At 65.7% G+C, this 24,307-nt stretch carries 27 protein-coding genes; 16 read left to right on the top strand and 11 right to left on the bottom strand.

Annotated elements, in window-relative coordinates:
- Nucleotides 1-881 precede the first annotated feature (881 nt).
- Together ACQR1H_RS26355 and ACQR1H_RS26350 are read right to left on the bottom strand one after the other, a co-directional pair.
- Nucleotides 882-1,040 carry a hypothetical protein gene (locus tag ACQR1H_RS26355; protein WP_315803846.1) on the bottom strand — a complete coding sequence of 53 codons (159 nt, stop codon included), beginning with the start codon at nucleotides 1,038-1,040 and terminating at the stop codon, nucleotides 882-884.
- A 375-nt stretch (nucleotides 1,041-1,415) separates the two neighbouring features.
- Complete coding sequence (locus ACQR1H_RS26350) at nucleotides 1,416-2,234, bottom strand: outer membrane protein (RefSeq protein ID WP_434848387.1); 819 nt, start codon at nucleotides 2,232-2,234, stop codon at nucleotides 1,416-1,418.
- Between the two features lie 3 nt (nucleotides 2,235-2,237).
- On the opposite strand from ACQR1H_RS26350, the gene ACQR1H_RS26345 reads away from it, so the two are divergent.
- Both ACQR1H_RS26345 and ACQR1H_RS26340 read left to right on the top strand, forming a co-directional pair.
- Nucleotides 2,238-2,411, top strand: coding sequence for a hypothetical protein (locus tag ACQR1H_RS26345; RefSeq protein ID WP_434839920.1), 174 nt, complete (start codon nucleotides 2,238-2,240; stop codon nucleotides 2,409-2,411).
- Between the two features lie 184 nt (nucleotides 2,412-2,595).
- On the top strand, nucleotides 2,596-3,006 hold the full coding sequence (locus ACQR1H_RS26340; protein ID WP_434848386.1) for a response regulator: 411 nt from the start codon (nucleotides 2,596-2,598) through the stop codon (nucleotides 3,004-3,006).
- A gap of 139 nt (nucleotides 3,007-3,145) precedes the next feature.
- On the opposite strand, the gene ACQR1H_RS26335 is transcribed toward ACQR1H_RS26340, so the two are convergent.
- Nucleotides 3,146-4,387, bottom strand: a complete 1,242-nt coding sequence (locus ACQR1H_RS26335) for an LLM class flavin-dependent oxidoreductase (RefSeq protein ID WP_434839918.1) — start codon at nucleotides 4,385-4,387, stop codon at nucleotides 3,146-3,148.
- Nucleotides 4,388-4,831: 444 nt separating this feature from the next.
- Between ACQR1H_RS26335 and ACQR1H_RS26330 the strand changes: the two genes are divergently transcribed.
- Nucleotides 4,832-6,334 carry an extracellular catalytic domain type 1 short-chain-length polyhydroxyalkanoate depolymerase gene (locus ACQR1H_RS26330; RefSeq protein WP_434839917.1) on the top strand — a complete coding sequence of 501 codons (1,503 nt, stop codon included), beginning with the start codon at nucleotides 4,832-4,834 and terminating at the stop codon, nucleotides 6,332-6,334.
- Nucleotides 6,335-6,340: 6 nt separating this feature from the next.
- Here ACQR1H_RS26330 and ACQR1H_RS26325 read toward each other — a convergent pair whose 3' ends face one another.
- Nucleotides 6,341-7,009, bottom strand: coding sequence for an MBL fold metallo-hydrolase (locus ACQR1H_RS26325; RefSeq protein ID WP_434848385.1), 669 nt, complete (start codon nucleotides 7,007-7,009; stop codon nucleotides 6,341-6,343).
- Between the two features lie 145 nt (nucleotides 7,010-7,154).
- Between ACQR1H_RS26325 and ACQR1H_RS26320 the strand changes: the two genes are divergently transcribed.
- Nucleotides 7,155-7,637 (top strand): MmcB family DNA repair protein, encoded by a 483-nt coding sequence (locus ACQR1H_RS26320; RefSeq protein ID WP_434839916.1) that lies wholly within the window; start codon nucleotides 7,155-7,157, stop codon nucleotides 7,635-7,637.
- Nucleotides 7,638-7,763: 126 nt separating this feature from the next.
- Here ACQR1H_RS26320 and ACQR1H_RS26315 read toward each other — a convergent pair whose 3' ends face one another.
- The 4 genes from ACQR1H_RS26315 to ACQR1H_RS26300 form a co-directional block, all read right to left on the bottom strand.
- The gene (locus ACQR1H_RS26315; RefSeq protein WP_315803840.1) at nucleotides 7,764-8,024 is read right to left on the bottom strand and encodes a DUF1488 domain-containing protein; all 261 of its coding nucleotides are present in this window, start codon (nucleotides 8,022-8,024) and stop codon (nucleotides 7,764-7,766) included.
- A 98-nt stretch (nucleotides 8,025-8,122) separates the two neighbouring features.
- Nucleotides 8,123-8,365, bottom strand: coding sequence for a hypothetical protein (locus ACQR1H_RS26310; protein WP_315803839.1), 243 nt, complete (start codon nucleotides 8,363-8,365; stop codon nucleotides 8,123-8,125).
- Between the two features lie 103 nt (nucleotides 8,366-8,468).
- Entirely contained in the window at nucleotides 8,469-8,606 is a 138-nt protein-coding gene (locus ACQR1H_RS26305) for a hypothetical protein (RefSeq protein ID WP_315803838.1), read from the bottom strand.
- A gap of 282 nt (nucleotides 8,607-8,888) precedes the next feature.
- Nucleotides 8,889-9,053, bottom strand: coding sequence for a hypothetical protein (locus tag ACQR1H_RS26300; protein WP_315803837.1), 165 nt, complete (start codon nucleotides 9,051-9,053; stop codon nucleotides 8,889-8,891).
- A 62-nt stretch (nucleotides 9,054-9,115) separates the two neighbouring features.
- Here ACQR1H_RS26300 and ACQR1H_RS26295 point away from each other — a divergent pair, with 62 nt between their 5' ends.
- The 3 genes from ACQR1H_RS26295 to ACQR1H_RS26285 all read left to right on the top strand — a co-directional run bounded on the left by ACQR1H_RS26295 (nucleotide 9,116) and on the right by ACQR1H_RS26285 (nucleotide 10,248).
- Entirely contained in the window at nucleotides 9,116-9,385 is a 270-nt protein-coding gene (locus tag ACQR1H_RS26295) for a hypothetical protein (RefSeq protein ID WP_316179156.1), read from the top strand.
- Nucleotides 9,378-9,674 carry a hypothetical protein gene (locus ACQR1H_RS26290; protein ID WP_316215310.1) on the top strand — a complete coding sequence of 99 codons (297 nt, stop codon included), beginning with the start codon at nucleotides 9,378-9,380 and terminating at the stop codon, nucleotides 9,672-9,674. Before ACQR1H_RS26295 ends, ACQR1H_RS26290 begins: the two co-directional genes overlap by 8 nt.
- A gap of 208 nt (nucleotides 9,675-9,882) precedes the next feature.
- Nucleotides 9,883-10,248, top strand: coding sequence for a hypothetical protein (locus ACQR1H_RS26285; protein WP_316238008.1), 366 nt, complete (start codon nucleotides 9,883-9,885; stop codon nucleotides 10,246-10,248).
- 23 nt (nucleotides 10,249-10,271) lie between these two features.
- Here ACQR1H_RS26285 and ACQR1H_RS26280 read toward each other — a convergent pair whose 3' ends face one another.
- Both ACQR1H_RS26280 and ACQR1H_RS26275 read right to left on the bottom strand, forming a co-directional pair.
- Nucleotides 10,272-10,826: an ActR/PrrA/RegA family redox response regulator transcription factor gene (locus ACQR1H_RS26280; protein ID WP_315715137.1), complete on the bottom strand. Its 555-nt coding sequence runs from the start codon at nucleotides 10,824-10,826 to the stop codon at nucleotides 10,272-10,274.
- Nucleotides 10,827-11,004: 178 nt separating this feature from the next.
- A complete protein-coding gene (locus tag ACQR1H_RS26275) occupies nucleotides 11,005-12,360 on the bottom strand; it encodes an ActS/PrrB/RegB family redox-sensitive histidine kinase (RefSeq protein ID WP_316238009.1) in 1,356 nt (451 codons plus the stop codon).
- A 97-nt stretch (nucleotides 12,361-12,457) separates the two neighbouring features.
- Here ACQR1H_RS26275 and ACQR1H_RS26270 point away from each other — a divergent pair, with 97 nt between their 5' ends.
- The 5 genes from ACQR1H_RS26270 to ACQR1H_RS26250 all read left to right on the top strand — a co-directional run bounded on the left by ACQR1H_RS26270 (nucleotide 12,458) and on the right by ACQR1H_RS26250 (nucleotide 19,539).
- Nucleotides 12,458-13,249, top strand: a complete 792-nt coding sequence (locus ACQR1H_RS26270; RefSeq protein WP_434839915.1) for an ABC transporter ATP-binding protein — start codon at nucleotides 12,458-12,460, stop codon at nucleotides 13,247-13,249.
- Nucleotides 13,246-14,058 carry an ABC transporter permease gene (locus ACQR1H_RS26265; RefSeq protein ID WP_316238011.1) on the top strand — a complete coding sequence of 271 codons (813 nt, stop codon included), beginning with the start codon at nucleotides 13,246-13,248 and terminating at the stop codon, nucleotides 14,056-14,058. Before ACQR1H_RS26270 ends, ACQR1H_RS26265 begins: the two co-directional genes overlap by 4 nt.
- A 124-nt stretch (nucleotides 14,059-14,182) precedes the next feature.
- Nucleotides 14,183-15,511 (top strand): polyhydroxyalkanoate depolymerase, encoded by a 1,329-nt coding sequence (locus ACQR1H_RS26260; protein ID WP_315803830.1) that lies wholly within the window; start codon nucleotides 14,183-14,185, stop codon nucleotides 15,509-15,511.
- 208 nt (nucleotides 15,512-15,719) lie between these two features.
- A complete protein-coding gene (locus ACQR1H_RS26255) occupies nucleotides 15,720-16,559 on the top strand; it encodes a M48 family metallopeptidase (protein WP_315803829.1) in 840 nt (279 codons plus the stop codon).
- Nucleotides 16,560-16,875: 316 nt separating this feature from the next.
- Entirely contained in the window at nucleotides 16,876-19,539 is a 2,664-nt protein-coding gene (locus ACQR1H_RS26250; RefSeq protein WP_434882843.1) for an EAL domain-containing protein, read from the top strand.
- 204 nt (nucleotides 19,540-19,743) lie between these two features.
- Here ACQR1H_RS26250 and ACQR1H_RS26245 read toward each other — a convergent pair whose 3' ends face one another.
- On the bottom strand, nucleotides 19,744-21,948 hold the full coding sequence (locus ACQR1H_RS26245) for a transglycosylase domain-containing protein (RefSeq protein ID WP_316179421.1): 2,205 nt from the start codon (nucleotides 21,946-21,948) through the stop codon (nucleotides 19,744-19,746).
- A gap of 154 nt (nucleotides 21,949-22,102) precedes the next feature.
- Between ACQR1H_RS26245 and ACQR1H_RS26240 the strand changes: the two genes are divergently transcribed.
- The 4 genes from ACQR1H_RS26240 to ACQR1H_RS26225 all read left to right on the top strand — a co-directional run bounded on the left by ACQR1H_RS26240 (nucleotide 22,103) and on the right by ACQR1H_RS26225 (nucleotide 24,127).
- A complete protein-coding gene (locus tag ACQR1H_RS26240; protein WP_434874606.1) occupies nucleotides 22,103-22,528 on the top strand; it encodes a DUF1330 domain-containing protein in 426 nt (141 codons plus the stop codon).
- Between the two features lie 281 nt (nucleotides 22,529-22,809).
- Complete coding sequence (locus tag ACQR1H_RS26235; RefSeq protein WP_434908413.1) at nucleotides 22,810-23,124, top strand: ArsR/SmtB family transcription factor; 315 nt, start codon at nucleotides 22,810-22,812, stop codon at nucleotides 23,122-23,124.
- On the top strand, nucleotides 23,121-23,480 hold the full coding sequence (locus ACQR1H_RS26230) for an SRPBCC family protein (RefSeq protein WP_434908412.1): 360 nt from the start codon (nucleotides 23,121-23,123) through the stop codon (nucleotides 23,478-23,480). Before ACQR1H_RS26235 ends, ACQR1H_RS26230 begins: the two co-directional genes overlap by 4 nt.
- A gap of 41 nt (nucleotides 23,481-23,521) precedes the next feature.
- Nucleotides 23,522-24,127, top strand: coding sequence for an ATP-dependent Clp protease proteolytic subunit (locus ACQR1H_RS26225; RefSeq protein ID WP_434898899.1), 606 nt, complete (start codon nucleotides 23,522-23,524; stop codon nucleotides 24,125-24,127).
- Nucleotides 24,128-24,307 lie beyond the last annotated feature (180 nt).

Genomic DNA, 24,307 nt, shown 5'->3' with positions numbered 1-24,307 from the left:
TTCGGATCGGCGGGGCGCGGCGATGCGCCGGCACATCATTGAAGGGCGGTTGCAGCCATCATGCAATACGCTGCGTTATTTCGTCTCGGTGTAGTTGTGCTGCATCGCACGCGTTCGCGATCTCGCGACGCGCTTCATGCGTCCGAGTCCTGCTGGACTTGCTGCCCTCCTTGGGAAGAGGGCACGGGGAATGCCGGGCGCTGGCCGCACCCATGGCCCGCCTGCAGAAAAAAATGCAGGCGGCAGGTACCACAGGTTCAGCCGAGGCATCCCGGCATTCCCCGCGCGATGGTTTTGACGGCTGCTTCGCGATCTCCCCGGTGCGCCGGGCTTGTTGGCCACCGTGCGCGCAACGCGCTTGCGCGCGTTACGCGGGACACCAGCATCGGGGTGCCAGGACCACGCGACTTGACCGTGCGCATCTCTGCTGTTCGTCGGCGCGGGATCACCCTACGCTGCAACATCGACGCGCCCACCGCATCCCGCCTCAACGTTCGTGACGACCGCGAAGCGCCCCTCTGATCGAGACGGGACGACGTGACGATATGCGAGATTCGGAAAAACGAAAGCAGAATATTTTTGCGCGCGGGACTGGACAGGGGTGATGTGATTGAGCTGGTTCGTGAAATGAGTTTTTCGGCGCGCATCGCCTTATGGTGATGAGCCTGCGACCGGCAGGCCGTCGCGGTGCGGCTTCGCGTTCTCAAAGGCGCTTTGCTGGAAGCGATTTGCCCGTCGGCCCGGACGGGCGCCATTATTTCCTGCTGTCGCTCGCGAGTGATGCCGCGATATCGGCGGTCTATCGACGCAGGATCAGCGGATCATCTTTCGAGGCGAGCAAGCAGAAGCCGCCACGCGTTCCGATCTGGACGTCGAGACCGTCAGCCGCCCGATTTGTTGATCTTCTTCACCTTGGCGTCGGTTGCCTCGATCGAGGCGGCCAGCTCCAGGATCGCCTTTGCCAGGAGGTCGGCGGCCTCCTTGGGATCCTGCGACCGTTCGGCGCGCAGCGCGTAGTTCCTGGCTGAAGAGAGTGACATTGGCGACCTTTCCTACGGAAAAGCCCGCCGGGTCGAGACGGCGGGCAGTGAGGTGTCCTACTCGCGAGAGGTAGCAGGTCCGGGTTAAGAAAATTTTGGAGACGCTCCCCTGCGCCGGTGTCCGCCATGCGGTCGCTGGCGCCTCATCTCCGGGAGATCAGACTGTGTGACCAAAAGCTGGCAAGTCATAGGTTGATATCGCCGCGGATGACGCCGCCCTGGGGGGCAAAGGCGATCCGTCGATCGCTCCACGGGCCCGCTTGCAGTGGTGCCGCGCCCACCATCTTGCTGAGGAGCTCTTAGATCAATAATGGGCACGCAGCCGCCTGCGGGGGCTGCTTTGGCCACCCTGCAGTCTTCACCCCCGACCGCGCCTCAGAACTTGTAGGCGACTCCCACTGTCGCGGTGTGGGTGCGCGTCGTGACGTGCGCCGTGAAGCGGTCGTCGAAGCCGATCCCGACGCCGCCCGCGACGAAGAAGGGCTGAGTCCAGGTGCCGAAATCGGCGTAGCGGTAGTCAGCGCGCACCAGCCAGTGGCCGCCGATCATGTGCTCGACGCCGCCGCCGACGGTCCAGCCAACCCGGGTCGATGCCTGGGTTTCGTTGTGCGGATTGCCGAAGCAGAAGGCGTTGCCCGGAACGACGGTACAGTTGGCGTTCAGCTCGAGGCGCTGCCACGCCACGCCGCCGCTGCCATAGACCAGCGTGTCCGGGGCAACCAGATAGCCGAGCCGGGCGCGCACGCTGCCGTCCCACGTCTCCTTCACGGAGCCTGCGGGAAGGCCGACCAGCGGAGCACCGAAGAACAGCCCGGTGGTTCCCGGCAGGGGATTTGCTGTCGTCTTGTTGTCGGCCCATCCCGAGTCGGCTTCGAGTCCTGCGACCCATGACGGGGCGAACTGCCAGTTGACGCCGAGATAGCCCCCGATCCTGGCTGCTACGCTGTCCATGGCCCCGCCGGTGCCGGCCGTCGGCACGAACACGCCGGCACCGAAGTTCGGCGAGATGTCGCTGGTCCGCCAATCATTGTCGGCCCAGCGGGCGCCGATCGACACGCCGGCATAAACGCCGGTCCACGACGGCGCGGCCACAACCGGCGATGCCTTCACGGGCAGGTCGGCCGCCAGCGCTGACCCCGCCAGGACAATGCTCGCCAACGCGGCCGCAATCCCGGCCACTCCAGATTTCGTCATGCTTTGCCCCAGCGCGCGACGTCGATTCGACATGGTTGCGGCACCATCGCCGGTTGCATCGAACGCGGCAATTGCATCGCCATCGACTGGATCAAAAAGGTCGCGGTGTTGCTGGCGGGATACGTCGACCGGGGTGAGGCGGCGCTCGACGAGATGGCGACGAGTCGGCATCCATGACCACACGATCGCCGCGAGCCTGCTCGGGCTGGCCGCACGTCATCAGGCCCGCCTCGCTCCAGGCGGCCCCCGCGTCCCGTTCACCCGTAGATCCACGGAGCCAAATGTTTACCACCCGGCCACTGGCGGCATCTAGCAACGGCCTGACCTGACGTCTGGTCAACAGGCAACGAGGACAAGGGAAATGAGCAACCAGTTGCTGGTGATCGAGGATGCCGAGGTGCATCTGTCGATCCTGCGCAAGATCGCCGCGCAGTGCGGCTACGAGGCGACCTGCGTAACCTCGGTCGAGGCGGCGGCGGATCTGCTGCGCCGGCGGACCTTCGACTGCATCACGCTGGATCTGTCGCTCGGCGACCGCTGCGGCGCCGACATCCTGCTGCTGCTCAACGAGCTGAAATCGCGCACGCCGGTGATCTTCATCAGCGGCGCGGAGGACGCCACGCGCGACGAGCACGTCCGGCTCGCGACCGTGCTCGGGCTCGTCGTCTATCCGCAATTCCAGAAGCCCGTCAACCTGCCGGCGCTGCGCGAGACGCTGAAGCAGATCGCGACGCTTGCTGACTGCGAGAAGCTGGTGGCCGCGGTCAGGTAGCAACCCCGCATATGGCGGATTGGCGCCGCGTCATCCGCCGACAGATTGCGGGCCTTCTCGATTGTGCGTCTCGGCGGCTTGATGAATCCGGCTGCGCCGGATGTGGCGGATGACGCTGCGCCGCTCCGCCCCACGCTTCTCATCCCCTCTGCTTCCCCGCCGCCTCCTGCAGGTCCGGTGCATTCACCGCAGGAATCGCGACGCGGCCAGGTCCGGTCTGCGACAGCGCCGCGGCGGCCTTGTCGTTGTCCATGATCTTGGCCATCACGGCCTGTCCCGCGCGCTCGAAGATGGCGCGGTTCTCGATGACGAATTTCTGCGACCGGCGCAGGCCGTCGATGTAGCCGTTGATCTCCGGAACCACGTAGCGCGCGACCATGTCCCAGCTGCGGCGCGTGTTCTCCGGATTGGCCCAGTCGTGCACGAAGCCGATGATGTGGCCGACACCGCCCGACACCTGCATCAGGTTCTTGATCGTCTTGACGAGATCGTCCGGCGTGCCGATCGTCGATGCCGCGCCCTCGACGAAGGCGGTCTTGTCGACGGCCTCATCGGGCGAGGAGAACGGCTTCAGGCCGGGACGCATCAGGGTGCCCACCGTATATTCGTTGTGCCAGCGCATCAGTCCGGCGCCGGCCTCGCGGCGCCCCTGCTCGCGCGTCTCGGCGATGTGCCACGACAGCAGCACGCGCCAGTTCGCGCGGCTCACATTGGTGCCGTGCTTCTTCGCCGCGTCCTCGGCGAACTCCCATTGCTGCGGCAGCGCCATTAGGCCCTGGGTCGACATCGAGCCGAGCGAGATGATGCCGATGCCGTATTTGCCGGCGAGCGTCATGCCGGACGGCGAGATCTGCGACGCCACGACGAACGGCATCTCCTCCTGCAAGGGCAGGATCTGCAAGGCCGCGTCGTTCATCGTGAACCAGTCGCTCTTCGCCGTGACGCGCTCGCCGTTGAACAGGCGGCGGATGATCGCGATCGCCTCGTCCTGACGGTCGCGCTGCGTCATCGGATCGATGCCGAGCGTGTGGGCATCGGAGGCGAGCGCGCCCGGGCCCGAGCCGAAGATGGCGCGGCCGCCGGTCATGTGATCGAGCTGCACCATCCGCTGCGCGACGTTGTAGGGATGATGATAGGGCAGCGAGATGACGCCGGTGCCGAGCCTGATGCGCTTGGTGCGCTCGCCGGCGGCGGCGAGAAACATCTCGGGCGAAGCGATCATCTCCCAGCCGCTGGAATGATGCTCGCCGCACCAGAACTCGTCATAGCCGAGCTCGTCGAGCTGCGAGACCAGATCGAGGTCGCGGCGGAATTGCAGCATCGGATGCTCGCCGATCGGATGATGCGGAGCGAGGAACGCGCCGAATTTGAGCCGCGCCATGTGTTTTCTCCCAAGCGGAATTCGTTGTTGCTTACCGATCAGGCTAATTGGCGCCTCGGTGCGAGGCAATCATCTTGCCGCGCGGGACGACCGGTGCATGGCTGCCATTTGTTTGTTTACTGATCACCGATCGGTGCTCACACTCGGCGCGGGGTTGTCGATTCGTTGACCTGTGGCTGCAATGGCGACATGCCGAACGCGGTCACTGCCTTTCCGGGTTGCGTTGCGTGTCGCTTTCACGCTCGCGGCGATCGAACGCCTCGTCGGTTCGCTTTTCGGTGATTGCTGCGTGAAGAACCGCGTCGGCGTGGCATTTAGATCGCAGCAAGAGCGAAATTCGCAATCAAATTGCCGAGCTCCGCAATCTCGCGGGCTTTTTCTTTTGCGCTGCAGCAACCATCTGGGTGATGGTGGGTTTGATCCGTGACTGCCAAGGAGCTGCCGTTGTCCCTCGCTGAAAATGTTGAGTATTTGCGACGGCTGCGCGAGCTGAATGGCATCACCGGATTCGCAGATTTCCACCGACAGTCCGGTCCCGCTCCGGAATGTCCGCTGGTCGAGGTCGAAAGCTTCGGCAGCAATCCCGGCCGTCTGAAGATGTTCGCCCATGTGCCGGCACAGCGTCAGCCGCTGCTGCCGCTCGTCGTCGTGCTGCACGGCTGCGGGCAGGGCGCCGCCGACTACGATCTCGGCGCCGGCTGGTCGACGCTCGCGAAGCATTTCGGCTTCGCGCTGCTGATGCCGGAGCAGCAGCGCATCAACAATCCGCAGCGCTGCTTCAACTGGTTTCAGTCCGAGGACATCACGCGCGGCCAGGGCGAGGTCGCCTCGATCCGCGAGATGATCGCCCGCATGGTGGCCGACTACGCCATCGATGCGAACCGCATCTTCGTCACCGGCCTGTCGGCGGGCGGCGCCATGACCATGGCGATGCTGGCGGCGCATCCGGAGGTGTTCGCGGCCGGCGCCGTGATCGCCGGGTTGCCGTTCGGCACCGCGCGCAACATGCGCGACGCCATCCTGCAGATGCGGATGCCGCCGGCGCGGCCGGCCGGCGAGCTCGGCGATCTCGTGCGCCGCGCCTCCAGCCATCGCGGCAAATGGCCGAAGCTGTCGGTGTGGCACGGCACCGCCGACTACACGGTGCATCCGGACAATGCCGGCGAGATCGTCAAGCAATGGCTCGACCTGCATCATCTGCCGCTGGCGCCGATGGCCGCAGGCGAGGTCAACGGCTATCCGCACGAGCAGTGGTGGAACGCCGATGGCGAGACCATGGTCGAATCCTTCACCATCTCCAACATGGCGCATGGCACGCCGATCGGCGTCGCCGCCAACGACAAGCGCTATGGCAAGGCCGGGCCGTTCCTGCTCGAAGCCGGCATCTCCTCGTCCTATCTGATCGCGAAGTTCTTCGGCGTGACCGACTGGATCCGTCAGCCGAAGCCGGCCGCGACCTCGCCGAGCACGAAGCTCATTCCCGAGGTGTCGCCGATCTCGGCGCTGCCGGCCCTGACGAAAATGCTGCGGCGGCCGGATGCGCCGGCCGCGGTCGAGCCGACCGAGGCCAAGCCCGTGCCGGAGACACCGGTCAAGGCGGCGCCGGTCAAGCCGACACCGGCGCGTCCGCCGGCGCGGGCGAAGGGGACGCGGTCTGCTTCCGGCAAGGCCGCGAAGCCGAAAACCGAGTTGCCGGGATCCAGGCCATCGGCGCCGGTGGTCGCGCAAGCGGTGGCCGCGAAGCCGGCCGTTACGCCGGTCGAAATCAAGCCTTCAGCTCCAAGGCCGTCAGGCGCGAAGGCGGTCGACATGACGCCGGCCGACGCGCCGCCGGTTCTCAAGCCCGCGACCGCCGTCCCGACGCAGGCGCCGCCGCAGAAGCGGCGCCGTGTGATCGACGTGGCCGCGGTGATCGAGCGCGCGCTGCAGGCGGCCGGCCTGAAGTAGTTCGTCTCAGGCCATCCCCGTCAGGAACGGGTTCGTCATCCGCTCCTGGCCGAAGCTCGAGCCGGCGCCGTGGCCGCAGATGAAGCCGACGTCGTCGCCGAGCGGCAGCAGCTTGTCCTTGATCGAGCGGATCAGCGTGTCGTGGCTGCCGCCGGGCAGGTCGGTGCGGCCGACCGAGCCGTTGAACAGGACGTCGCCGACATGGGCGAAGCGCATGTCCTTGTTGAAGAACACGATGCTGCCCGGCGAATGGCCGGGGCAGTGCAGGATGTCGAAGACGAGCTCGCCGATCTCGACCGTATCGCCTTCCTCGAGCCAGCGGTCGGGCGTCACGTCGCGCACGCCTGTGATGCCGAAGCGCGCACCGCTGGCGACGACGTTGTCGAGCAGGAATTTGTCGGCGACATGCGGTCCCTCGATCGGCACCTTCAGCTGGTCGCGCAGATCGGCCGCGCCGCCGACGTGATCGATATGGCCATGCGTCAGCCAGATCTTCTCGACGGTGACTTTGGCCTGCGCGATCGCCGCCTGGATGTTCGGCACGTCGCCGCCGGGATCGATCACGATCGCCTTCTTCGTCGCCTCGCACCACAGGATGGTGCAGTTCTGCTCGAACGGCGTCACGGGCACGATCATCGCGCCGGCCTTCGCCCTGGTCTGGTTCTGTTCGCTCATGCCGCCAGCATGCCGATTTTTCGCAATGCGCCAAGTGAAAAGGCGGCTGTCGGTGCGGAGCTCCGCCGCGGCTCCGCGCTGCAGCGGCCCGCATCGGGGCGTCAACAGGGCTTGGGAGACGCCTGGAATCGGCTATGCTGCAGCGATGGACTCGTCAGCCGCCAGAATCAGCCTCGTCCCAGTCGACCGCCGCCAGTCGGAAACGGCGCTTTCGATCGCGCGCGGCACCTCGCGGCTGCTGCGCTCGCTCGGCTTTGCCACCATCAGCGAGCTGCCGCTGCCGTCGGGCCGCCGCGCCGACCTGGTGGCGCTGAACGAGCGCGGCGAGATCTGGATCGTCGAGATCAAGTCGTCGCTGGAGGATCTGCGCGCCGATCACAAATGGGAGGACTATCGGCTGCATTGCGACCGGCTGTTCTTCGCCTTCACGCAGGATCTGCCGTGCGAGATCTTTCCGCAGGACACCGGCCTGATCGTGGCCGATGCCTATGGCGCCCACCTGCATTGCGAGGCGCCTGAGCACAGATTGCCGGCGCCGACGCGCAAGCTGATGACGGTGCGCTTCGGGCTCGCGGCGGCGCAACGGATCAACCGGCTGATCGACCCGCAGGGCCACGCGGACCTCTAGAGAATCCTTAAGCGCGCTCCACTGGACGGGGTTCCCTGCCTAGGTAGGTGACGCAGGCTCCGTCAGGTCACGACTCTCGAGATGAGAGACATCGCATCGCTGAGAGCCGATCCGCAGGCAGCGCCGTCAAAAATTTGCAGCGACGAGATCGTAGGATCCCCGGCTTCCTCGGACATAGACCTTGGCGGCGGCGGCGCAGATGCGCTCACGGTTGGAATCGAACGCAGTCAGAAAGCCCGACTCGTCCGGACAGGTGTCGGGTTGAAGGCGTCTCAACGCGCCCTCGTCGACGAAGAACGACGCTTCGATCGCGCTGTCGTAGCCCCAGAACCGTACGGCACGTCGCGTGCGATCATAGGAGCGGCTGTGATTTGGAAACTCAATCATGTGTGTGTCCGATCAGGTTCGGAGGGCGCCGCAGATGGGCGGACGTCATCCAAGGGGGCGCTCGGCGGTGGTTGCCGGCGGCAAAGCGGGTGCGCATCTCAATCGAAAGCCGACGGCAACTCGCCGTGGCGGAAGAAAACCGTCGGCTCATCGTCATAGTCGCCCATGTCGGGATCGCCCGATGACGAGAAGGCGACGACGCCTGCCTTGCTCGACACCAGTCGTTCCGCAGTTCGGAGCGCGCTCGATTCCGTCTTGCAGGCGATCGGCGTCTCGGCTTTCGGGCGTCCGCCCCGGCCGGTGCTGAACGCCTGGACGAAATAGATCGTTTCGCGCGCCATGCTCTGTCCTTTGCGCTGCCAGTACGGTCAGCCGCATCGTCACCGCATTGCGCGCGGCCTTGCGTGCGGGAGAACCATCCAGACTGATGAGACCGGAAAGCCCCTAGCGCTTCTTTTTGTCGCTGGAAAAATCCGGCTGCCATGCTCCGGCCTTCTGGCTCGGCGCTGCGGCAATGCTCTTGGGCTTCTCCCTCTTGGGCTTCTTGGCTTCCCGATTGCTTTTTTGCTGACCTTTGGCCATGTCGGTCTCCTCGACTCGGGTTGGAGCTGGTTCAGCGCATCGAACGAAGGCGCTGTCTCGATCCTGCGTGCGCGGCGCCACTGCCTTGTCGGCGGGTGGCCATCGTACACCAACGCCGACGGGGCGCACGGCGGTGTGACCTACGAATGCAGCGCGGCAGTTGCGAGCGCGAGAAGGATCAGCAGCAGCGGCACGATGATGGGTGGAACGATCCACTCGCTCAGACGAAACTGCGGCATTGGCTATCCCTCGCGTGGTTTGCGGCGGGAGCGCTCGTGACCCTCAGTCACCGGTGAATGCCGTCGGAATGGCGGTGATCACCATTGATACACCCTGGCTCCTGTAATAGCGAGCACCAAAGCGCAGCGACACGGTGCGATGACGGCCCAGCCGCTCATCCGTCGTGCTGACGAGAAAGCGGTGGCTATTGCCGGCCGCAAGGCGCATGCTTCGTAGAAGCCTTGAGGTTGCGACAGCGACAGCGGGCCTGTTGCGAAAGGTAGGCGCAGATGAGCATTCGCTCGCGGCGCGAATTCGTCACCTTCAGACATCCGTTCCGGATCAGAAGCATCGAGCGTCTCCTGCCGGAAGGCACCTATGAGGTGGTCACGGACGAAGAGATGATCGAGGGGCTGTCCTTTGCTGCCTACCGCCGGGTTGCGACGATGATGATGCTGCCCGCCGACCGTCCGCACTCTGGTGCCGTCGAGATGGTATCCATCAGTTCGGCCGATCTTGCAGACGCGCAGCGTATCGACGCGAGTGCATCGGATGACTGACGAACCGTTCGATCTCGACAGCCACCGCGGGATGAGCGCGCAGAAGGCCGTGGACCTGCGTCGCGCGTTGGCGGAGGCCGAAACTCACGCACGGGACCTGCGCGAGCGCCAGGCGGTTCTCGAGCAGCACCTGCTCGCCCACGCGGCTGCGTCGTGGCCGGAAGCTGCCGCGAAGGCGCGCTATCTGCTGAACCTCTACGCCGCGAGTCTTGCGGAACAGGATACCAGGCACCGAGAGCTGATCGCCGCCGTGCTGGCCGATTTCTCCCGGCTGGCCGGGGAGAGCTGACGCGAGCGGCGAATCGTGGCGCCTATCAGCCTATCGTGCACCCGCGCCCGATTCAGGACTGTTGCCAAGGGCGACAGCATCGACCCGTCTGGCCTCCCGGCAATTTCCCCGGCTTTGCCTGATAATTGCCCCGCATAGGGCGCAACATGCCGGAACAATTTTAAGGTTCGAGCAGTATCCAGCCCAGGGGTGCGGACAGGGACGACAGATGCGACGGGTGGTCTTGGCGTTGGCACTGCTCTTCGCGACTGGAGTCCGCGCGGAGGAAAAGGCGTTCTACGTCCTCGGCGTGGGGGCCGATTCCTGCGAGCGCTTCATCGCCGCCGCCGAGGAGCAGCCGCCCGGCACCTACAAGGCGATCAGCAATGGCGACGAACCCTACGTCAACGCCATATCAAAATATCAGCAGTGGATGATGGGCTACGTCTCCGCGATCAATGCGGACCGCGGCGACGAGGGCCGGCAGATCAAGCTCGATCTGACCGAGGTCGACAGCTGGATGCGCAACTGGTGCAGCCGCAACCCGCGGCGCACGGTCTTCCACGCGCTACAGGCGTTCGTGAAGACGCACTGACGCCGGAGCGAGCAAGCGCTCGCTTACTTCGGTGCGCGCTTGGCGAGGATGCGCTGCAGGGTGCGGCGGTGCATGTTGAGGCGGCGCGCCGTTTCCGAGACGTTGCGATTGCACATCTCGTAGATGCGCTGGATGTGCTCCCAGCGCACGCGGTCGGCCGACATCGGATTCTGCGGCAGCTCGGACTTTTCGCTGGTGGTCGACAGCAGCGCGGCGACCACGTCGTCGGCATCGGCCGGCTTGGCGAGATAGTCGACCGCGCCCATCTTCACCGCGGTCACCGCGGTGGCGATGTTGCCGTAGCCGGTCAGCACGATGGCGCGGGCTTCGGGACGCTTGCGCTTCAGCGCCGACACCACGTCGAGGCCGTTGCCGTCGCCGAGCCGGAGGTCGACCACGGCAAAGGCCGGCGCCGCCTTGCCGATCTGTGAAATACCTTCGGCGACGCTTTCGCAGGAGGTGACGGTGAAGCCGCGAGTCTCCATGGCGCGCGACAGGCGCTCCAGGAACGGCTTGTCGTCCTCCACGATGAGGAGAGAGCGGTCCGGGTGGTTCGTCAGTTCGGCGATGGCGCCCACGGTCATATATCCTTGAGAAGAAGGCTCGATGGTTGCGAGACGATCTGGTCCATCCTCATATGGTCTGCCGAGTCGCCGCTGCCAAGATCGCGGGTTGCCGCAGTCTGCGGCGTGACGCCGCGCAGGGGCGGGTGCGCTGTATGCCAGGAGCACGCCAGGGGCGGCTGCCCCGCGGGTTTCATTCCGGCTCCGCCTCGCCATCGTCGTCCTCGCTGGCCTCGAAGCGCCGCCGCGGCCAGACGATCTGGACCACGGCGCCGTGGTCGGGGAAGGTGCGATTGCTGAACGAGACCTTGGCCCCGGTCCGCTCCAGCAGGGTGCGGGCGATGAACACGCCGAGCCCGAGTCCGCCGCCCTGGTTACCTCCCGGGCCGTCCTCGACGCTCGGCCGCCGCGACAGATAGGGCTCGCCGATCCGCTTCAGGATATCAGGTGCGAAGCCGGGGCCGTCGTCGGACACCACGATCTCGACCGTCTCGTTGTTCCACCAGGCGTTCACCTCGACGGCGTTGCGCGCGAAATCGACGGCATTCTCCAGGATGTTGCCGACGCCATAGAGGATCGCAGGATTCCGTGAGCCGACCGGTTCCTTGGCTGCGGCCACCGCGACGCGCACCTTGATGTCGACGCCGAAGTCGCGATGCGGTGCGACCGTCTCCTCGATCAAGGTCGACAGTTTCATCCGGTCGTACATCGACCCGATCGAGGACAGCTGGGTGATCTTGCCGAGAATGTCGCGGCAGCGCTGCGCCTGCTCGCGCAGGGTCTTGATGTCGGACGTGACCTGGCTGTTGTCGTGCAGGGCGCGCTCCAACTCGCGCGAGATCAGCACGATGGTCGCGAGCGGGGTGCCGAGCTCGTGCGCGGCGGCCGCCGCGAGACCGTCGAGCTGGGTGAGGTGCTGCTCGCGCGCCAGCACCAGCTCGGTGGCCGCCAGCGCGTCCGACAGCTTCCGTGCCTCCTCGGTCACCTGGAACGCATAGAGGCTGGTGACGCCGATCGCGAGCGCGATCGAAAGCCAGACGCCGAACAGATAGATCGGCGGGAAGATCAGCGGCTCCTCGCCTTCCCACGGCAGCGGCAGGTGCATGAAGAACAAGGCGGTGGCGCAGGCCACGGCGAGCAGGCCGAGCATGATCGTCAGGCGGACCGGCAGCGCGGTCGCCGAGATCAGCACCGGCGCCAGGAACATGTAGGAAAACGGATTCTCGAGCCCTCCCGTGAGATAGAGCAGCACCGTCAGCTCGATGATGTTGAGCGCGAGCAGGCCACCGGCGTGGGCCGGCTCCAGCAACTGCATCGGATTGAAGGCGATCTGCAGGCCGAGATTGAGCAGCGCCGAGATGCTGATCACGGCCAGACAGGGCACCACCGGCAGGTCGAACTCCAGCCCCTGCACCACGATGAAGATCGCGCTCAACTGACCGAGCGCCGCCAGCCAGCGCAGCCGCAGGATGGTGTCGAGCCGGACGCGCTGGCGCGGATGGCGATAGTCGGTGTCGGGCGTGTCGATGATCAGGGCGTCGTCGGTCATGACGGGAACCTAATGCCGCGCAGGCGCGGCGACAAATCTGGGCGGCCGTTGGTGGCCTGTTGCGGTTTGCGGCACAATGCCTCAATGAACCCCTCCCATGACGCAAGATGACGCAGTGCCGACCCTCTCATCCGATTCCGGCTCGGTTTCGCCCGCGATTGCCGTGTCGCGGCTGACCAAGGTCTACAAGACGACGACGGCCGTCGACGGCATCTCCTTTGCGATCCGCCGGGGCAGCATCACCGGGCTGCTCGGCGGCAACGGTGCCGGCAAGACCACGACGATTGCGATGATCATGGGGCTGGTGCAGCCGACCTCGGGCGAGGTCGCCGTGCTCGGCCACAGCATGCCGGACGAGGCGGCGGCCGTGCTGGGGCGGATGAACTTCGAGAGCCCCTATGTCGACATGCCGATGCGTCTCACGGTGCGGCAGAACCTCACCATCTTCGGCCGGCTCTATGCGGTGGACCACCTCAAGGAGCGGATCGCCGAACTCGCGTCGCAGCTCGACCTGACCGACTTCATCGATCGCGCCAATGGCAAGCTCTCGGCCGGGCAGAAGACACGCGTCGCGCTGGCGAAGGCGCTGATCAACGATCCCGAGCTGCTGCTCCTGGACGAGCCGACCGCCTCGCTCGATCCCGACACCGCCGACTGGGTGCGCGGCCATCTCGAGCGCTATCGCGCGCGCCGCGGCGCCACCATCCTGCTCGCCTCCCACAACATGCTGGAGGTCGAGCGTCTGTGCGACCGCGTCATCATCATGAAGCGCGGTCGCATCGAGGACGACGACAGCCCGGCGCAGATCATGGCGCGCTACAACCGCTCGACGCTCGAGGAGGTGTTTCTCGACGTCGCCCGCGGCCGCGACCGGGAGGCGGCGCAATGAACGATCTTTCCCTCCACATCTCGCCGCACCGGATCGGCGCGATGATCCTGCGCTACTGGTACCTGCTGCTGTCGTCCTGGCCGCGGTTGCTGGAGCTGATGTACTGGCCGACCCTGCAGATCATCACCTGGGGGTTCCTGCAGACCTACATCACCGCCAATGCCGGCTTCTTCGCCAAAGCTGGCGGCACGCTGATCGGCGCAGTGATCCTGTGGGACATCCTGTTCCGCGGCCAGCTCGGCTTCTCGATCTCCTTCCTGGAGGAGATGTGGGCGCGCAACATCGGCAACCTGATGATGAGCCCGCTGACGCCGATCGAATTCCTGCTGGCGCTGATGACGATGAGCCTGATCCGGCTGGCCATCGGCATCATCCCGATGACCCTGATCGCGGTCTGGTTCTTCGACTTCAACTTCTACAGCCTCGGGCTGCCGCTGATCGCGTTCTTCTGCAATCTGATCTTCACCTCCTGGGCGGTCGGAATCTTCGTGTCGGGTCTGGTGCTGCGCAACGGGCTTGGCGCTGAGAGCATCGTCTGGACCCTGATGTTCGCGCTGATGCCGCTGGCCTGCGTGTACTATCCCGTCCAGGTGCTGCCGCATTGGCTGCAGCTCGTCGCCTGGTCGCTGCCGCCGACCTACGTGTTCGAGGGCATGCGCGCGCTGCTGGCCGATCACGTCTTCCGGTCCGACCTGATGCTGACCGCGCTCGGGCTCAATGCCGCCCTGCTGCTGGCGTCGTTTGCGGCATTCATTGCTCTTTTGCGCAGCGCGCGCCGCGCCGGCTCGCTGCTGGCGGCAGGGGAATAATTGCGCTTTTCCCGTGGATTTCCGGGCTCATTTCGTCGCTTTGCGGCGTTGACACGTACAACACCGCATTGACGCTTAATTACGCATTCGGCAGTATGCTGCGTTGCAGAGAGGTTGAACGAGAATGCCGATAGGTGAGTTTGGCGGTGCACCGCCCCTGGCGTCGGAAGGCAGTCCGGTCCTGACGACACCGATGTACTGGATGTACGAAATGGCGCATGCATCGCTCAATCCGGCGCGCGCTGTCACCGATGCCACCAAGATCCTGTTTCAGAACCCGCTCAATCCCTGGGCGCATACCGAGATGGGCAAGTCGGTCGCAGCGGCTTGCGAGCTGTTCGAGCGCACCACGCGCCGCTACGGCAAGCCCGAATGGGGTCTCGACGAGACCGAGGTCAACGGCATCCGGACCCCGGTCGAGGTCCGCGCGATCTGGGAAAAGCCGTTCTGCCGGCTGCTCTATTTCGACCGCAAGCTGACCCGCCCTCTGCGCGCGCCCCAGCCCCGGCTCTTGATCGTGGCGCCGATGTCCGGCCATTACGCGACGCTGTTGCGCGGTACCGTCGAGGCGTTCCTGCCGACCCACGAGGTCTACATCACCGACTGGTCCGACGCGCGGATGGTTCCGCTGGCCGAGGGCCGTTTCGACCTCGACGACTACATCGACTACGTCATCGAGATGCTGCGCTTCCTCGGCACCAACATGCACGTCATGGCGGTGTGCCAGCCGGCGGTGCCGGTGCTGGCCGCGGTGTCGGTCATGGAGGCCGAGCGCGATCCGTTCGCACCGATCTCGATGACCCTGATGGGCGGCCCGATCGACACCAGGCGCAATCCGACCGGCGTGAACAATCTCGCCCAGGAGCGCGGCATCGACTGGTTCCGCAACCACGTCATCACCAAGGTGCCGTTCCCGCATCCCGGCGTGATGCGCGACGTCTATCCGGGCTTCCTGCAGCTGAACGGCTTCATCAGCATGAACCTCGACCGCCATGTCGACGCCCACAAGGCGCTGTTCGCCAACCTCGTGAAGGGTGACGGCGACCAGGTCGACAAGCACCGCGACTTCTACGACGAGTATCTCGCCGTCATGGACCTGGCTGCGGAATATTATTTGCAGACGGTTGAGACGGTGTTCATCCGACACGCGCTGCCGAAGGGCGAGATGACCCACCGCGGCACGCTGGTCGACCCGTCGAAGGTCACGCGTGTGGCGTTGATGACCGTCGAAGGCGAGAAGGACGACATCTCCGGTCTCGGTCAGACCGAAGCGACGCATGGACTCTGCTCGTCGATCCCGGATCATCGCCGGGTTCACTACGTGCAACCAGGTGTCGGTCATTACGGCGTGTTCAACGGCTCGCGATTCAAGTCGGAGATCGTGCCGCGCATCAACGATTTCATGTTGTCGGCGGCCGATCCCAAGTCGCTGCTCGCCATTGCGGCTGAATGAGCGACAATCACATTCACCGCGCATCCGAATCCGGCTGCGCGGTAACTCTTTGAAGGGACGGTAGAAACCGGAATTCAGGAGTGACTCAAGCAGTGAATGTGGCGTCGCTCCTTGAGCGATGCTTTTGAATCTGAATTCATATCTTCGGGAGCCTGAGAGGCCCAACTGCTGGGGTACGGAACCTTCGGAACCCCTGTATGTTGGGCAAATGATTTGTTTTTGCGCCGAGCGCTTTCCCTGGCGGTGGATATGGCAAAATCCGGGCGAGTTCTTACCCCCCGGACTGACAGAAATGGCCACTCGCGCGCTACTTTATCGGCGGCCCGCCGAACCCTCGCGTCTTCTCGTCAAGCACGGCTCGCAAATCTACTCGATTAGATTGCGGCGTCACCGTCGTGCGCGACGTTATACCCTGAGAATTCATCCGTCGGATCGCGAAGCGATCCTGACGATGCCTCCGCGCGGCACCATCATCGAAGCGAAAGACTTCGCGCAGCGTCACGGCGCGTGGATCGCGGCGCGTCTCGGCCGGCTGCCGAAGGCGGCGCCATTCCTGCCGGGCACGTTGGTGCCGCTGCGCGGCGTGCCGCACAAGATCGTGCATCGCGCCGGCGAGCGCGGCACGGTGTGGACCGAGACGCGCGACAGCGGCGAGAAGATCCTGTGCGTGGCCGGCGGGATCGAGCACACCGAACGCCGCGTGCTCGACTTCCTCAAGCGCGAGGCGCGCCGTGACCTGCAGAAGGCCGCCGACGGCTATGCCGAGCAGCTCGGCGTCAAGGTCAAGCGGCTGTCGATCCGCGACCAGTCGAGCCGCTGGGGCTCGTGCACCTCGGCCGGCTCGCTGTCGTTCTCGTGGCGTCTCATCCTGGCGCCCCCCTTCGTGCTCGACTATCTCGCCGCGCACGAGGTCGCGCATCTGATCGAGATGAACCACTCGCCGCGGTTCTGGAAGGTGTGCGGCAGAATCTGCGCCTCGGTCGAGCGCGCCAAGAAGTGGCTCGACACCTGCGGCAACGATCTGCATCGCTATGGCATCGACGACTGAGGTCTCGACGACAGACCTCTCGACGATGTGAGTCCCAATGGCCCGGCCTTCTGGTCCGGGCCATTTCTTCGTCGGGTTCCAATCTGCATCGATGAACTCAGAACCCGCCTGCGGACTATCGAATTCTTAAGCCTTCTCGCCTGCAGTCGCAGGATATTGCCCAAATCGGCGGCGCCTTAACGTGGCTGTAACGCTGCGCTCGCCAGATTTACCGCAATCAACCCAAGGTGACGTCCCAGCGAGCTGCCGGGCCGTTCGCTGCAACCAAAGCGCCGATCGTTTCTCTCGAAACGTGCAGCGCGCCTCGAATCGAACGATGTTTGCAAGCGAGTTTCAACCGGCCGCATCCACACAATTGCTCTCTGCCGCGCTCGACGGTGCCTCCGAGGCGATTCTCTTTCTCGACGCGCAGGGCCACGTCCAGCACGCCAATCAGGCGGCGTCGGTGCTGCTGCGGCGTGAGCCGGCCGCTCTGGTCGGCGCCGACCTCGAAAGCCTGGGTCTCCCCGCGGATCTGATCGCGGCGACCCCGTGCGCCGAGGCGACCGACACGCAGCAGGAGCCGGATCAGTCCGACGCCCGCGAAATGACGATGCGTCATGCCGACGGCGGGCGGACCCGCCTCCGCCTGTCGTTGTGCGCGCTCCCGCCGGGCCGGGAGGATGAGCCGGTCCGTTCGTTGCTGTTCATTCGTGACGTGACCACCGAAGTCGACATGCGCGAGCGCAATGCGCTGCTGACATCGGTCGCCGATCGGACCAACCGGGCCGTCATCGTCACCGATCGCCATCTCAACGTCCTGTACACCAACGCCGCCTTTGCCAGCCTGTTCGGCTACACGCCTGAACAGGCGATCGGGCGCCGCGCCGAGGAACTGCTGACCGGCCCCTGCACCGATCCCGCCATCGTCAACCGGCTGAGGCAATGCCTCGAGGACGACCGCGGCATCGAGGAGGACGTGCTGGTCTACGACAAGGACGGCCGCGAGATCTGGACGACCGCCTATGTCAAGGCCCACCGGACCAGGCGGGGCAAGGTCAGATATCTGTTCGGGCTGCTCACGGACATCCGGGAGACCAAGCAGCTGCGCTCGCTGCAGCAGCTGATCATGGCGTCGCTGGCGTCCGACGTTTCGATCACGACCATCGCCGATCAACTGTGCCGCCGGGTCGAAGAGCTCGCCCCTGACGTCGTCTGCTCGATCCTGCACGTCGATTCCGATGGGCACGTGCATCCGCTCGGCGGCCCGAGCCTGCCGGCCGATTTTTCCGCCAGCCTCGACGGGATCCCGATCGGGCCGGACGTCGGCTCCTGCGGCACCGCCGCCTATCTCTGCGAGCCGGTGCTGTCGCGCGACATCGACAATGATCCGCGCTGGCAGCCCTACAAGGCCGGCCCGCTCGCCGCCGGCCTGCGCGCCTGCTGGTCGTCGCCCATCAAGGGCAAGGACGGCCGCGTCATCGGCACCTTTGCCTTCTACTTCCGTGAATGCCGCGGCCCCAGCCCCTGGCACGAGCAGATCGTCGCCGCCTGCGTCCAGCTCGGTGCGCTCGCCATCGAGCGCCAGGAGGTCCGCTCGACGATCTCGCAGGTCGCCTATCACGACATGCTGACGGGCCTGCCCAACCGTGCCCGCATCCCGTCGCTGATCGCCGAAGCCATCAAGGCCTGTCCGGAAGGCGGACACGTCGCCGTCGCCTTCCTCGACGCCGACAATTTCAAGGACGTCAACGACACGCTGGGCCATGCCGCCGGCGACGAGTTCCTGGTCGGCTTCGCCAACCGCCTGCGGGCGCAGATCCGCGCCGGCGACATGCTGGGCCGGCTCGGCGGCGACGAGTTCGTGATCGTGCTGCAGAACCGCGATCCGCTCGAGGCCTCGCTGGCGGCGGCGCGGATCACCGCGGCGCTCGCCATGCCGCTGACGATCGGCAAGCGGCAGGTGCCGATGTCGGCGAGCATGGGGCTCAGCCTCTATCCTGACAACGCCAAGGACATCGAGACCCTGATCAAGCAGGCCGACGCGGCGATGTACAAGGCCAAGCGCGGTGGCCGGGCGACCTACCGCTTCTTCAGCGCCGACATCGACAAGCTCGCCGAAGAGCGGCTGATGCATTCGACCGCGCTGCGCGAGGCGATCGCCAGCGAGGCCCTGACCCTGCACTATCAGCCGCAGATCCGCACCCGCGACGGCGCGATCCACGGCGTCGAAGCGCTGGCGCGCTGGCACGATCCGGTGCTCGGCGAGGTCTCGCCCGCCAAGTTCATTCCGCTTGCCGAGGAATGTGGTCTGATCGAGCAGATCGGTGTGTGGTCGATCAAGCTGGCCTGTCAGCAGATGGCGTCGTGGCGGCGTGCCGGTCTCGATATCCCCTGCATCTCGGTGAACCTGTCGCCGATCAACTTCCAGAACGTCAACTTGGCGGCGATGGTGGCGCAGATCCTGGCCGCCAACGACCTGCCGGCGAAGATGCTGATGCTGGAGATCACCGAAGGGGTGATCCTCAACGAGCGCGCCACCGTGATCGCGACCATGAACGAGCTGCGCAACATGGGCGTCGGCCTGTCGCTGGACGATTTCGGCACCGGCTATTCCAGCCTGAGCCGGCTGGCCCAGCTGCCGATCGACGAGCTGAAGATCGATCGCAGCTTCATGCGCGATTTCGAGAACGACAGCGGCACGCGGGCGATCGTGACCGCGGTCGTGCGCGTCGGCCAGAGCCTCGACGTGGCCGTGGTCGCCGAAGGGGTCGAGACCGAGCCGCAGCGCAAGCTGCTGGCCGAGCTCGGCTGCGATGCGATGCAGGGCTTCCTGTTCGCGCGGCCGATGGCCGCCAGTGCCTTCAGCCGCTGGCTGCTGGACTACAGCGCCCACCGCGCGAGCCTGATGCTGCGGCAGATCGGACGCGTTTTGGCGCAGACGGCTGGTTCTGGGGCGGTTGATCCGGCTCCGCTTCCGATCGCCAAGGCGGCTGGCTGAGCCAGCCGGGTTGCATCCATCCTCAGCCGAGCCATCGTCATTCCGGGGCAATCGTGAACGCGCGCATGCGCGTTGACGATTGAACCCGGAATTCCGAGCTTGTTGGAAAAGAACACCAGGCAATGTCGATATTCCGGGTTCAAGGCCTGCGGTGCCCCGGAATGACGGTGGGCGTGGCGCAAGTCGTCACGCGATGAGCTCAGCTCAGCGCCGACCACCGAACAGCCGGTCGACCAGCCAGCCATCGAGGCCGGCGGCGGGCTCCGGCCGCACATTGTTGCGGCTTGGCGGCGGCGCCGAGCGCGCGGAGTAGGCGGCATTGGGGGCAGGGGCCGTCGGCGCCGTGATCTGTGAGGCGATCTGCGCCAGTGTCGGGACCACGCCGGGGCTCTGTGCATTCGGCAGCGCCGCCACCGGCACGCCCTGATGCGCTGATCGCATGAAGCGCGTCCAGACCTCGACCGGCAGGCCGCCGCCGGTCGCCTTCTTGGTCGGCGAGTTGTCGTCATTGCCGAGCCAGACGCCGGTGACGAGATGCGCGGTGTAGCCGATGAACCACGCGTCGCGGAAATCCTGGCTGGTGCCGGTCTTGCCGGCAGCGGTCCAGCCCGGGATCTCGGCCTTCTTCGCGGTGCCGGAGATCAGCGTCTCCTGCATCATCTGATTCATCATCGCCGCGTTGCGCGGCTCGATCACCTGCACCGGCTGCTCGGTCTGGCGCATGTAGAGCAGCTTGCCGTCGAGCGTCCTGATCCGCGTCACCACATGCGGCGAGACGGCGAGGCCGCCATTCGAGAACGGCGCATAGGCGCCGACCAGCTCGATCATCGACACCTCGGAGGTGCCGAGCGCGATCGACGGGTTGGGATCGAGCCTGGAGGCGATGCCGAGCCGGTGCGCGGTCCGCACCACGTTCTTCGGCCCGACCTCGAGGCCGACGCGCACCGCGACCGTGTTGAGCGACATCGCCAGCGCCTGGGTCAAGGTCACCGGGCCGAAATATTCGCGGGTGTAGTTCTCCGGCTTCCAGCCCTTCAGATCGAGCGGCGCGTCCTGGCGGACCGTGTCCGGCGTCAGGCCCTGCTCGATTGCGGTGAGATAGACGAACGGCTTGAACGCCGAGCCGGGCTGGCGCTTGGCGGTGACGGCGCGGTTGAACTGGCTGTCGGAATAGTTGCGGCCGCCGACCATGGCGCGCACGGCGCCATCCGGCGTCATCGCCACCAGCGCGCCCTGGCTGACGTTGAACTTGACGCTCTTGGCCGCGAGCTCGTCGATGATCGCGGCCTCGGCGACGCTCTGCAGCTTCGGATCGATCGTGGTCTCCACCACGATCGATTCCTCGACCTGGCCGACGAGATCGTCGAGCACCTCGCCGATCCAGTCGGCGACGTAGTTGATGGTGCCGGCGCCGGCCGGCTTCACCGCGACGGAAGGGTGCGCGATCTGGGCCTGCGCCTGGGCGTCGGTGATGAACTTGGCGTCGGCCATCGCCGCGAGCACGGTCTGCGCGCGCTTGGCGGCGCCCTCCGGGTTGCGGTTCGGCGCCAGCCGCGACGGAGACTTGACGAGACCTGCGAGCATCGCGGCCTCGCCGATCGTCACCTGCCGCGCCGACTTGCCGAAATAGCGCTGCGCCGCCGCCTCGACGCCATAGGCGCCGGAGCCGAAATAGACCCGGTTGAGATACAGCTCCAGGATCTCGCGCTTGGAATATTTGCGCTCCAGCCACAGCGCCAGCTCGGCCTCCTGCAGCTTGCGCGCCAGCGTACGCTCCTGGGTCAGGAACAGGTTCTTGGCGAGCTGCTGCGTCAGGGTCGAGCCGCCCTGCGACACGCCGCGATGCAGGACGTTGGCGACCACGGCGCGGGCGATGCCGATCGGATCGATGCCGAAATGCTGATAGAAGCGGCGGTCCTCGATGGCGATGAAGGCCTTCGGCAGATAGGGCGGCAGATCCTTCAGCGCGACATTGGCGCCCGCCATCTCGCCGCGCTGCGCCAGCATGCTGCCGTCATAGCCCACGATCTCGATCGTCGGCGGCCGCTTCGGGATCTCCAGCGACTGGATCGGCGGCAGATGCGCGCCGGCCCAGATCACGACGCCGACCAGCGCGATCACGCCCCACAGGCCGCAGACCAGTGCCCAGTAGAACATGCGGCCGACCGACATCCCCCAGCGTGACTTGGCTCGGGCAGGCTTCGGTTTCGGTGGGGTGGCTTTCGGCGCGCGCGCCGGCACATCGTCCTCGTCGTCCGGCTCGACCGGCCTTTTCTTTGCAGCGGACTTCTTGGGCGCGTTGTCGGAGGGAATGCGATCCTTGGGGTCGAGGCGCAGATCGGCCATCGCGGCCGCAAGACCGAATCGCGGCTCCTTGCGTCCGCCGCCCTGTTTCCGTCCCCGCGCCATACGCAACCCGAGCCCGCGATCCCGCCGTCCGACCACGGTAATGTCCGGAGTTTAAGGGGCAGTTAGGAAGAGCTTAACGCGCGATTAGGAGTTTCGCGCTCGTAACGCCGCGTTATGGTTAAGCCAAGGTAAACAACAACAGACGAGGGAGTTCATGGGCCATATCGATCCCACCAAGGAGGTGTTCGCGCAGTTCCGGGAGAACGACCGCCCGGGTCCGATCCACATGCTGAACCTGGTGCGACTGCGCAAGGAGGCGGCCTATCCCGACGGACGCAAGGTCAGCGGCGCGGAAGCCTATGCCGCCTATGGCCGCGAGAGCGGCCCGGTGTTCGAGCGCCTCGGCGGCCGCATCATCTGGCAGGGCCGCTTCGAGCTGATGCTGATCGGCCCGCAGGAGGAGCGCTGGGATCACTGCTTCATCGCGGAATATCCGTCCGCGCAGGCGTTCGTCGAGATGATCCGGGATCCCGTCTACCGCGAAGCGGTGAAGCACAGGCAGGCGGCGGTGGAAGACTCGCGGCTCATCCGGCATGCGGTACTGCCGGTGGGGAAGAACTTTGGCGAGGTGCCGGCGTAGTTTTTTCTCAGCAGTGTTGGTCGAAGTCGACGCCCCATCGGCGGTAGGTTCCCTCCCCCCTTGTGGGGGAGGGTTAGGGAGGGGGGGAGCTACGAGGACGGTCGCCCGGAGGCCCCCCTCCCCAACCCTCCCCCACAAGGGGGGAGGGAGCGCAGCGGGGGACTTTGCGAGAGTGTTTTCTACAGTGGAATGCAGTCCGCGAGCGTGGGATCGCTCGATAGGCTCGCCAATGCTTGGGCTGCGGGCTTGCACAACGCATAAGTTTATGCTTATGTGTCGTCATGATCGAGAGTGACATCTTCAAGGCGCTGGCCGATCCGACGCGCTACGCGATCTTCGAGAAGCTCGCGGCCGGCGGCATGAATGCCAGCGCCCTTCGAGAAGGTTTGACGATCAGTCAGCCGGCGATGTCCCAGCACCTCGCGGTTCTCAGAAACGCGGGACTGGTGCGCGAAGAACGGCAGGGTCGTTTCGTCAACTACGAGGTCGATCCGACTGGACTGGCGCTGATCGCGCGCTGGCTGACGAAGTACCGGGCCTACTGGCCGTCACGGGTCGATGCGTTGAAAACCCTGCTGAAGGACATGGACCAATGACCGATCTCGAGGCTGACGCGCAGGGCGATGAACTGGTGCTCGACTACGAGCTCGATGCGCCGCCGGAGAAAGTCTGGCGGGCCATCAGCAGTCCGGCGCTGCGCGACACCTGGCTGCCGCCCGGCGACCTCGCCGATGCCGCGCCGATCTCGTCGACGCCGGGCGAGGAAGTGCGCTACCGCATGCGCGACGACGAGCCGCCCTACCTCGAAAGCATCGTGACGTTCCAGGTCATCCCCAACGCCGATGGCGGCACGCGGCTCAGGATCATCCACGGACTGGCCGCGGCGCCGCTGATGCGGCGGACGCCGCCAGCGGCGAACTGCAACATGCGCAGTCTGATGCGCGCGGCCTGACGCTTCAACTCATCAGCAACTCACTGAACGGGAGCTCGCGCATGCGCGACACGATGCAACTCGTCCCCATGGTCATCGAGCAGTCGAGCCGGGGAGAGCGATCCTTCGACATCTATTCGCGGCTGCTGCGCGAGCGGATCGTCTTCCTCAACGGCGAGGTCAACGACACCGTCTCCGCCCTGGTCTGCGCGCAACTGCTGTTTCTCGAGGCGGAGAACCCGAAGCGGCCGATCCACCTCTACATCAATTCGCCCGGCGGCGTGATCACCAGCGGGCTCGCGATGTACGACACGATGCAATTCGTCAAGGCGCCGGTGCATACGCTGTGCATGGGAACGGCGCGCTCGATGGGGTCGTTCCTGCTGATGGCGGGGGAGCCTGGCGAGCGCACCGCGCTGCCCAATGCGAGCCTTCACGTCCATCAGCCGCTCGGCGGCTATCAGGGCCAGGCTTCCGATATCCTGATCCACGCCCGGGAGATGGAGCAGACCAAGCGCCGCGTGATCAGGCTATATGCCGAGCATTGCGGGCGCAGCTATGAGGACGTCGAGCGCACCCTCGATCGCGACCACTTCATGACGGCGGATGAGGCGCAGCAATGGGGCTTGATCGACCGGGTCGCGAAGCAGAGGGCGATGGGCGAGTAGCGTGGACGGCACGTTCGACCGAGAGTGCACGACGTGCCGGATGCCCCGCCGGCGCGGGGCATGACAGTGGTGTCTGCGGCAGCAGGAGCGACGAAGGGGCGCAATCCGTGCCGCAACGCAAAAGGGCTGCGCCGTTGCGCAGCCCTTTACCGGTGATGTCGTCATTCCGGTCGCGCGCAG

The organism is Bradyrhizobium sp. HKCCYLRH2015 (assembly GCF_051168215.1).
GTDB lineage: Bacteria > Pseudomonadota > Alphaproteobacteria > Rhizobiales > Xanthobacteraceae > Bradyrhizobium.
This window is presented reverse-complemented; position numbering and strand designations above follow the sequence as displayed.

Bases quoted from the DNA above. Each gene is read 5' to 3' on its own strand.
- ACQR1H_RS26335 (WP_434839918.1), bottom strand. From the start codon at position 4,387: ATGGCGCGGCTCAAATTCGGCGCGTTCCTCGCTCCGCATCATCCGATC.
- ACQR1H_RS26320 (WP_434839916.1), top strand. From the start codon at position 7,155: ATGGACTCGTCAGCCGCCAGAATCAGCCTCGTCCCAGTCGACCGCCGC.
- ACQR1H_RS26260 (WP_315803830.1), top strand. From the start codon at position 14,183: ATGCCGATAGGTGAGTTTGGCGGTGCACCGCCCCTGGCGTCGGAAGGC.
- ACQR1H_RS26295 (WP_316179156.1), top strand. From the start codon at position 9,116: ATGAGCATTCGCTCGCGGCGCGAATTCGTCACCTTCAGACATCCGTTC.
- ACQR1H_RS26270 (WP_434839915.1), top strand. From the start codon at position 12,458: ATGACGCAAGATGACGCAGTGCCGACCCTCTCATCCGATTCCGGCTCG.
- ACQR1H_RS26300 (WP_315803837.1), bottom strand. From the start codon at position 9,053: ATGCGCCTTGCGGCCGGCAATAGCCACCGCTTTCTCGTCAGCACGACG.
- ACQR1H_RS26340 (WP_434848386.1), top strand. From the start codon at position 2,596: ATGAGCAACCAGTTGCTGGTGATCGAGGATGCCGAGGTGCATCTGTCG.
- ACQR1H_RS26315 (WP_315803840.1), bottom strand. From the start codon at position 8,024: ATGATTGAGTTTCCAAATCACAGCCGCTCCTATGATCGCACGCGACGT.
- ACQR1H_RS26245 (WP_316179421.1), bottom strand. From the start codon at position 21,948: ATGGCGCGGGGACGGAAACAGGGCGGCGGACGCAAGGAGCCGCGATTC.
- ACQR1H_RS26250 (WP_434882843.1), top strand. From the start codon at position 16,876: ATGTTTGCAAGCGAGTTTCAACCGGCCGCATCCACACAATTGCTCTCT.
- ACQR1H_RS26290 (WP_316215310.1), top strand. From the start codon at position 9,378: ATGACTGACGAACCGTTCGATCTCGACAGCCACCGCGGGATGAGCGCG.
- ACQR1H_RS26355 (WP_315803846.1), bottom strand. From the start codon at position 1,040: ATGTCACTCTCTTCAGCCAGGAACTACGCGCTGCGCGCCGAACGGTCG.
- ACQR1H_RS26225 (WP_434898899.1), top strand. From the start codon at position 23,522: ATGCGCGACACGATGCAACTCGTCCCCATGGTCATCGAGCAGTCGAGC.
- ACQR1H_RS26235 (WP_434908413.1), top strand. From the start codon at position 22,810: ATGATCGAGAGTGACATCTTCAAGGCGCTGGCCGATCCGACGCGCTAC.
- ACQR1H_RS26325 (WP_434848385.1), bottom strand. From the start codon at position 7,009: ATGAGCGAACAGAACCAGACCAGGGCGAAGGCCGGCGCGATGATCGTG.
- ACQR1H_RS26310 (WP_315803839.1), bottom strand. From the start codon at position 8,365: ATGGCGCGCGAAACGATCTATTTCGTCCAGGCGTTCAGCACCGGCCGG.
- ACQR1H_RS26255 (WP_315803829.1), top strand. From the start codon at position 15,720: ATGATTTGTTTTTGCGCCGAGCGCTTTCCCTGGCGGTGGATATGGCAA.
- ACQR1H_RS26285 (WP_316238008.1), top strand. From the start codon at position 9,883: ATGCGACGGGTGGTCTTGGCGTTGGCACTGCTCTTCGCGACTGGAGTC.
- ACQR1H_RS26265 (WP_316238011.1), top strand. From the start codon at position 13,246: ATGAACGATCTTTCCCTCCACATCTCGCCGCACCGGATCGGCGCGATG.
- ACQR1H_RS26275 (WP_316238009.1), bottom strand. From the start codon at position 12,360: ATGACCGACGACGCCCTGATCATCGACACGCCCGACACCGACTATCGC.
- ACQR1H_RS26240 (WP_434874606.1), top strand. From the start codon at position 22,103: ATGGGCCATATCGATCCCACCAAGGAGGTGTTCGCGCAGTTCCGGGAG.
- ACQR1H_RS26305 (WP_315803838.1), bottom strand. From the start codon at position 8,606: ATGGCCAAAGGTCAGCAAAAAAGCAATCGGGAAGCCAAGAAGCCCAAG.
- ACQR1H_RS26230 (WP_434908412.1), top strand. From the start codon at position 23,121: ATGACCGATCTCGAGGCTGACGCGCAGGGCGATGAACTGGTGCTCGAC.
- ACQR1H_RS26350 (WP_434848387.1), bottom strand. From the start codon at position 2,234: ATGACGAAATCTGGAGTGGCCGGGATTGCGGCCGCGTTGGCGAGCATT.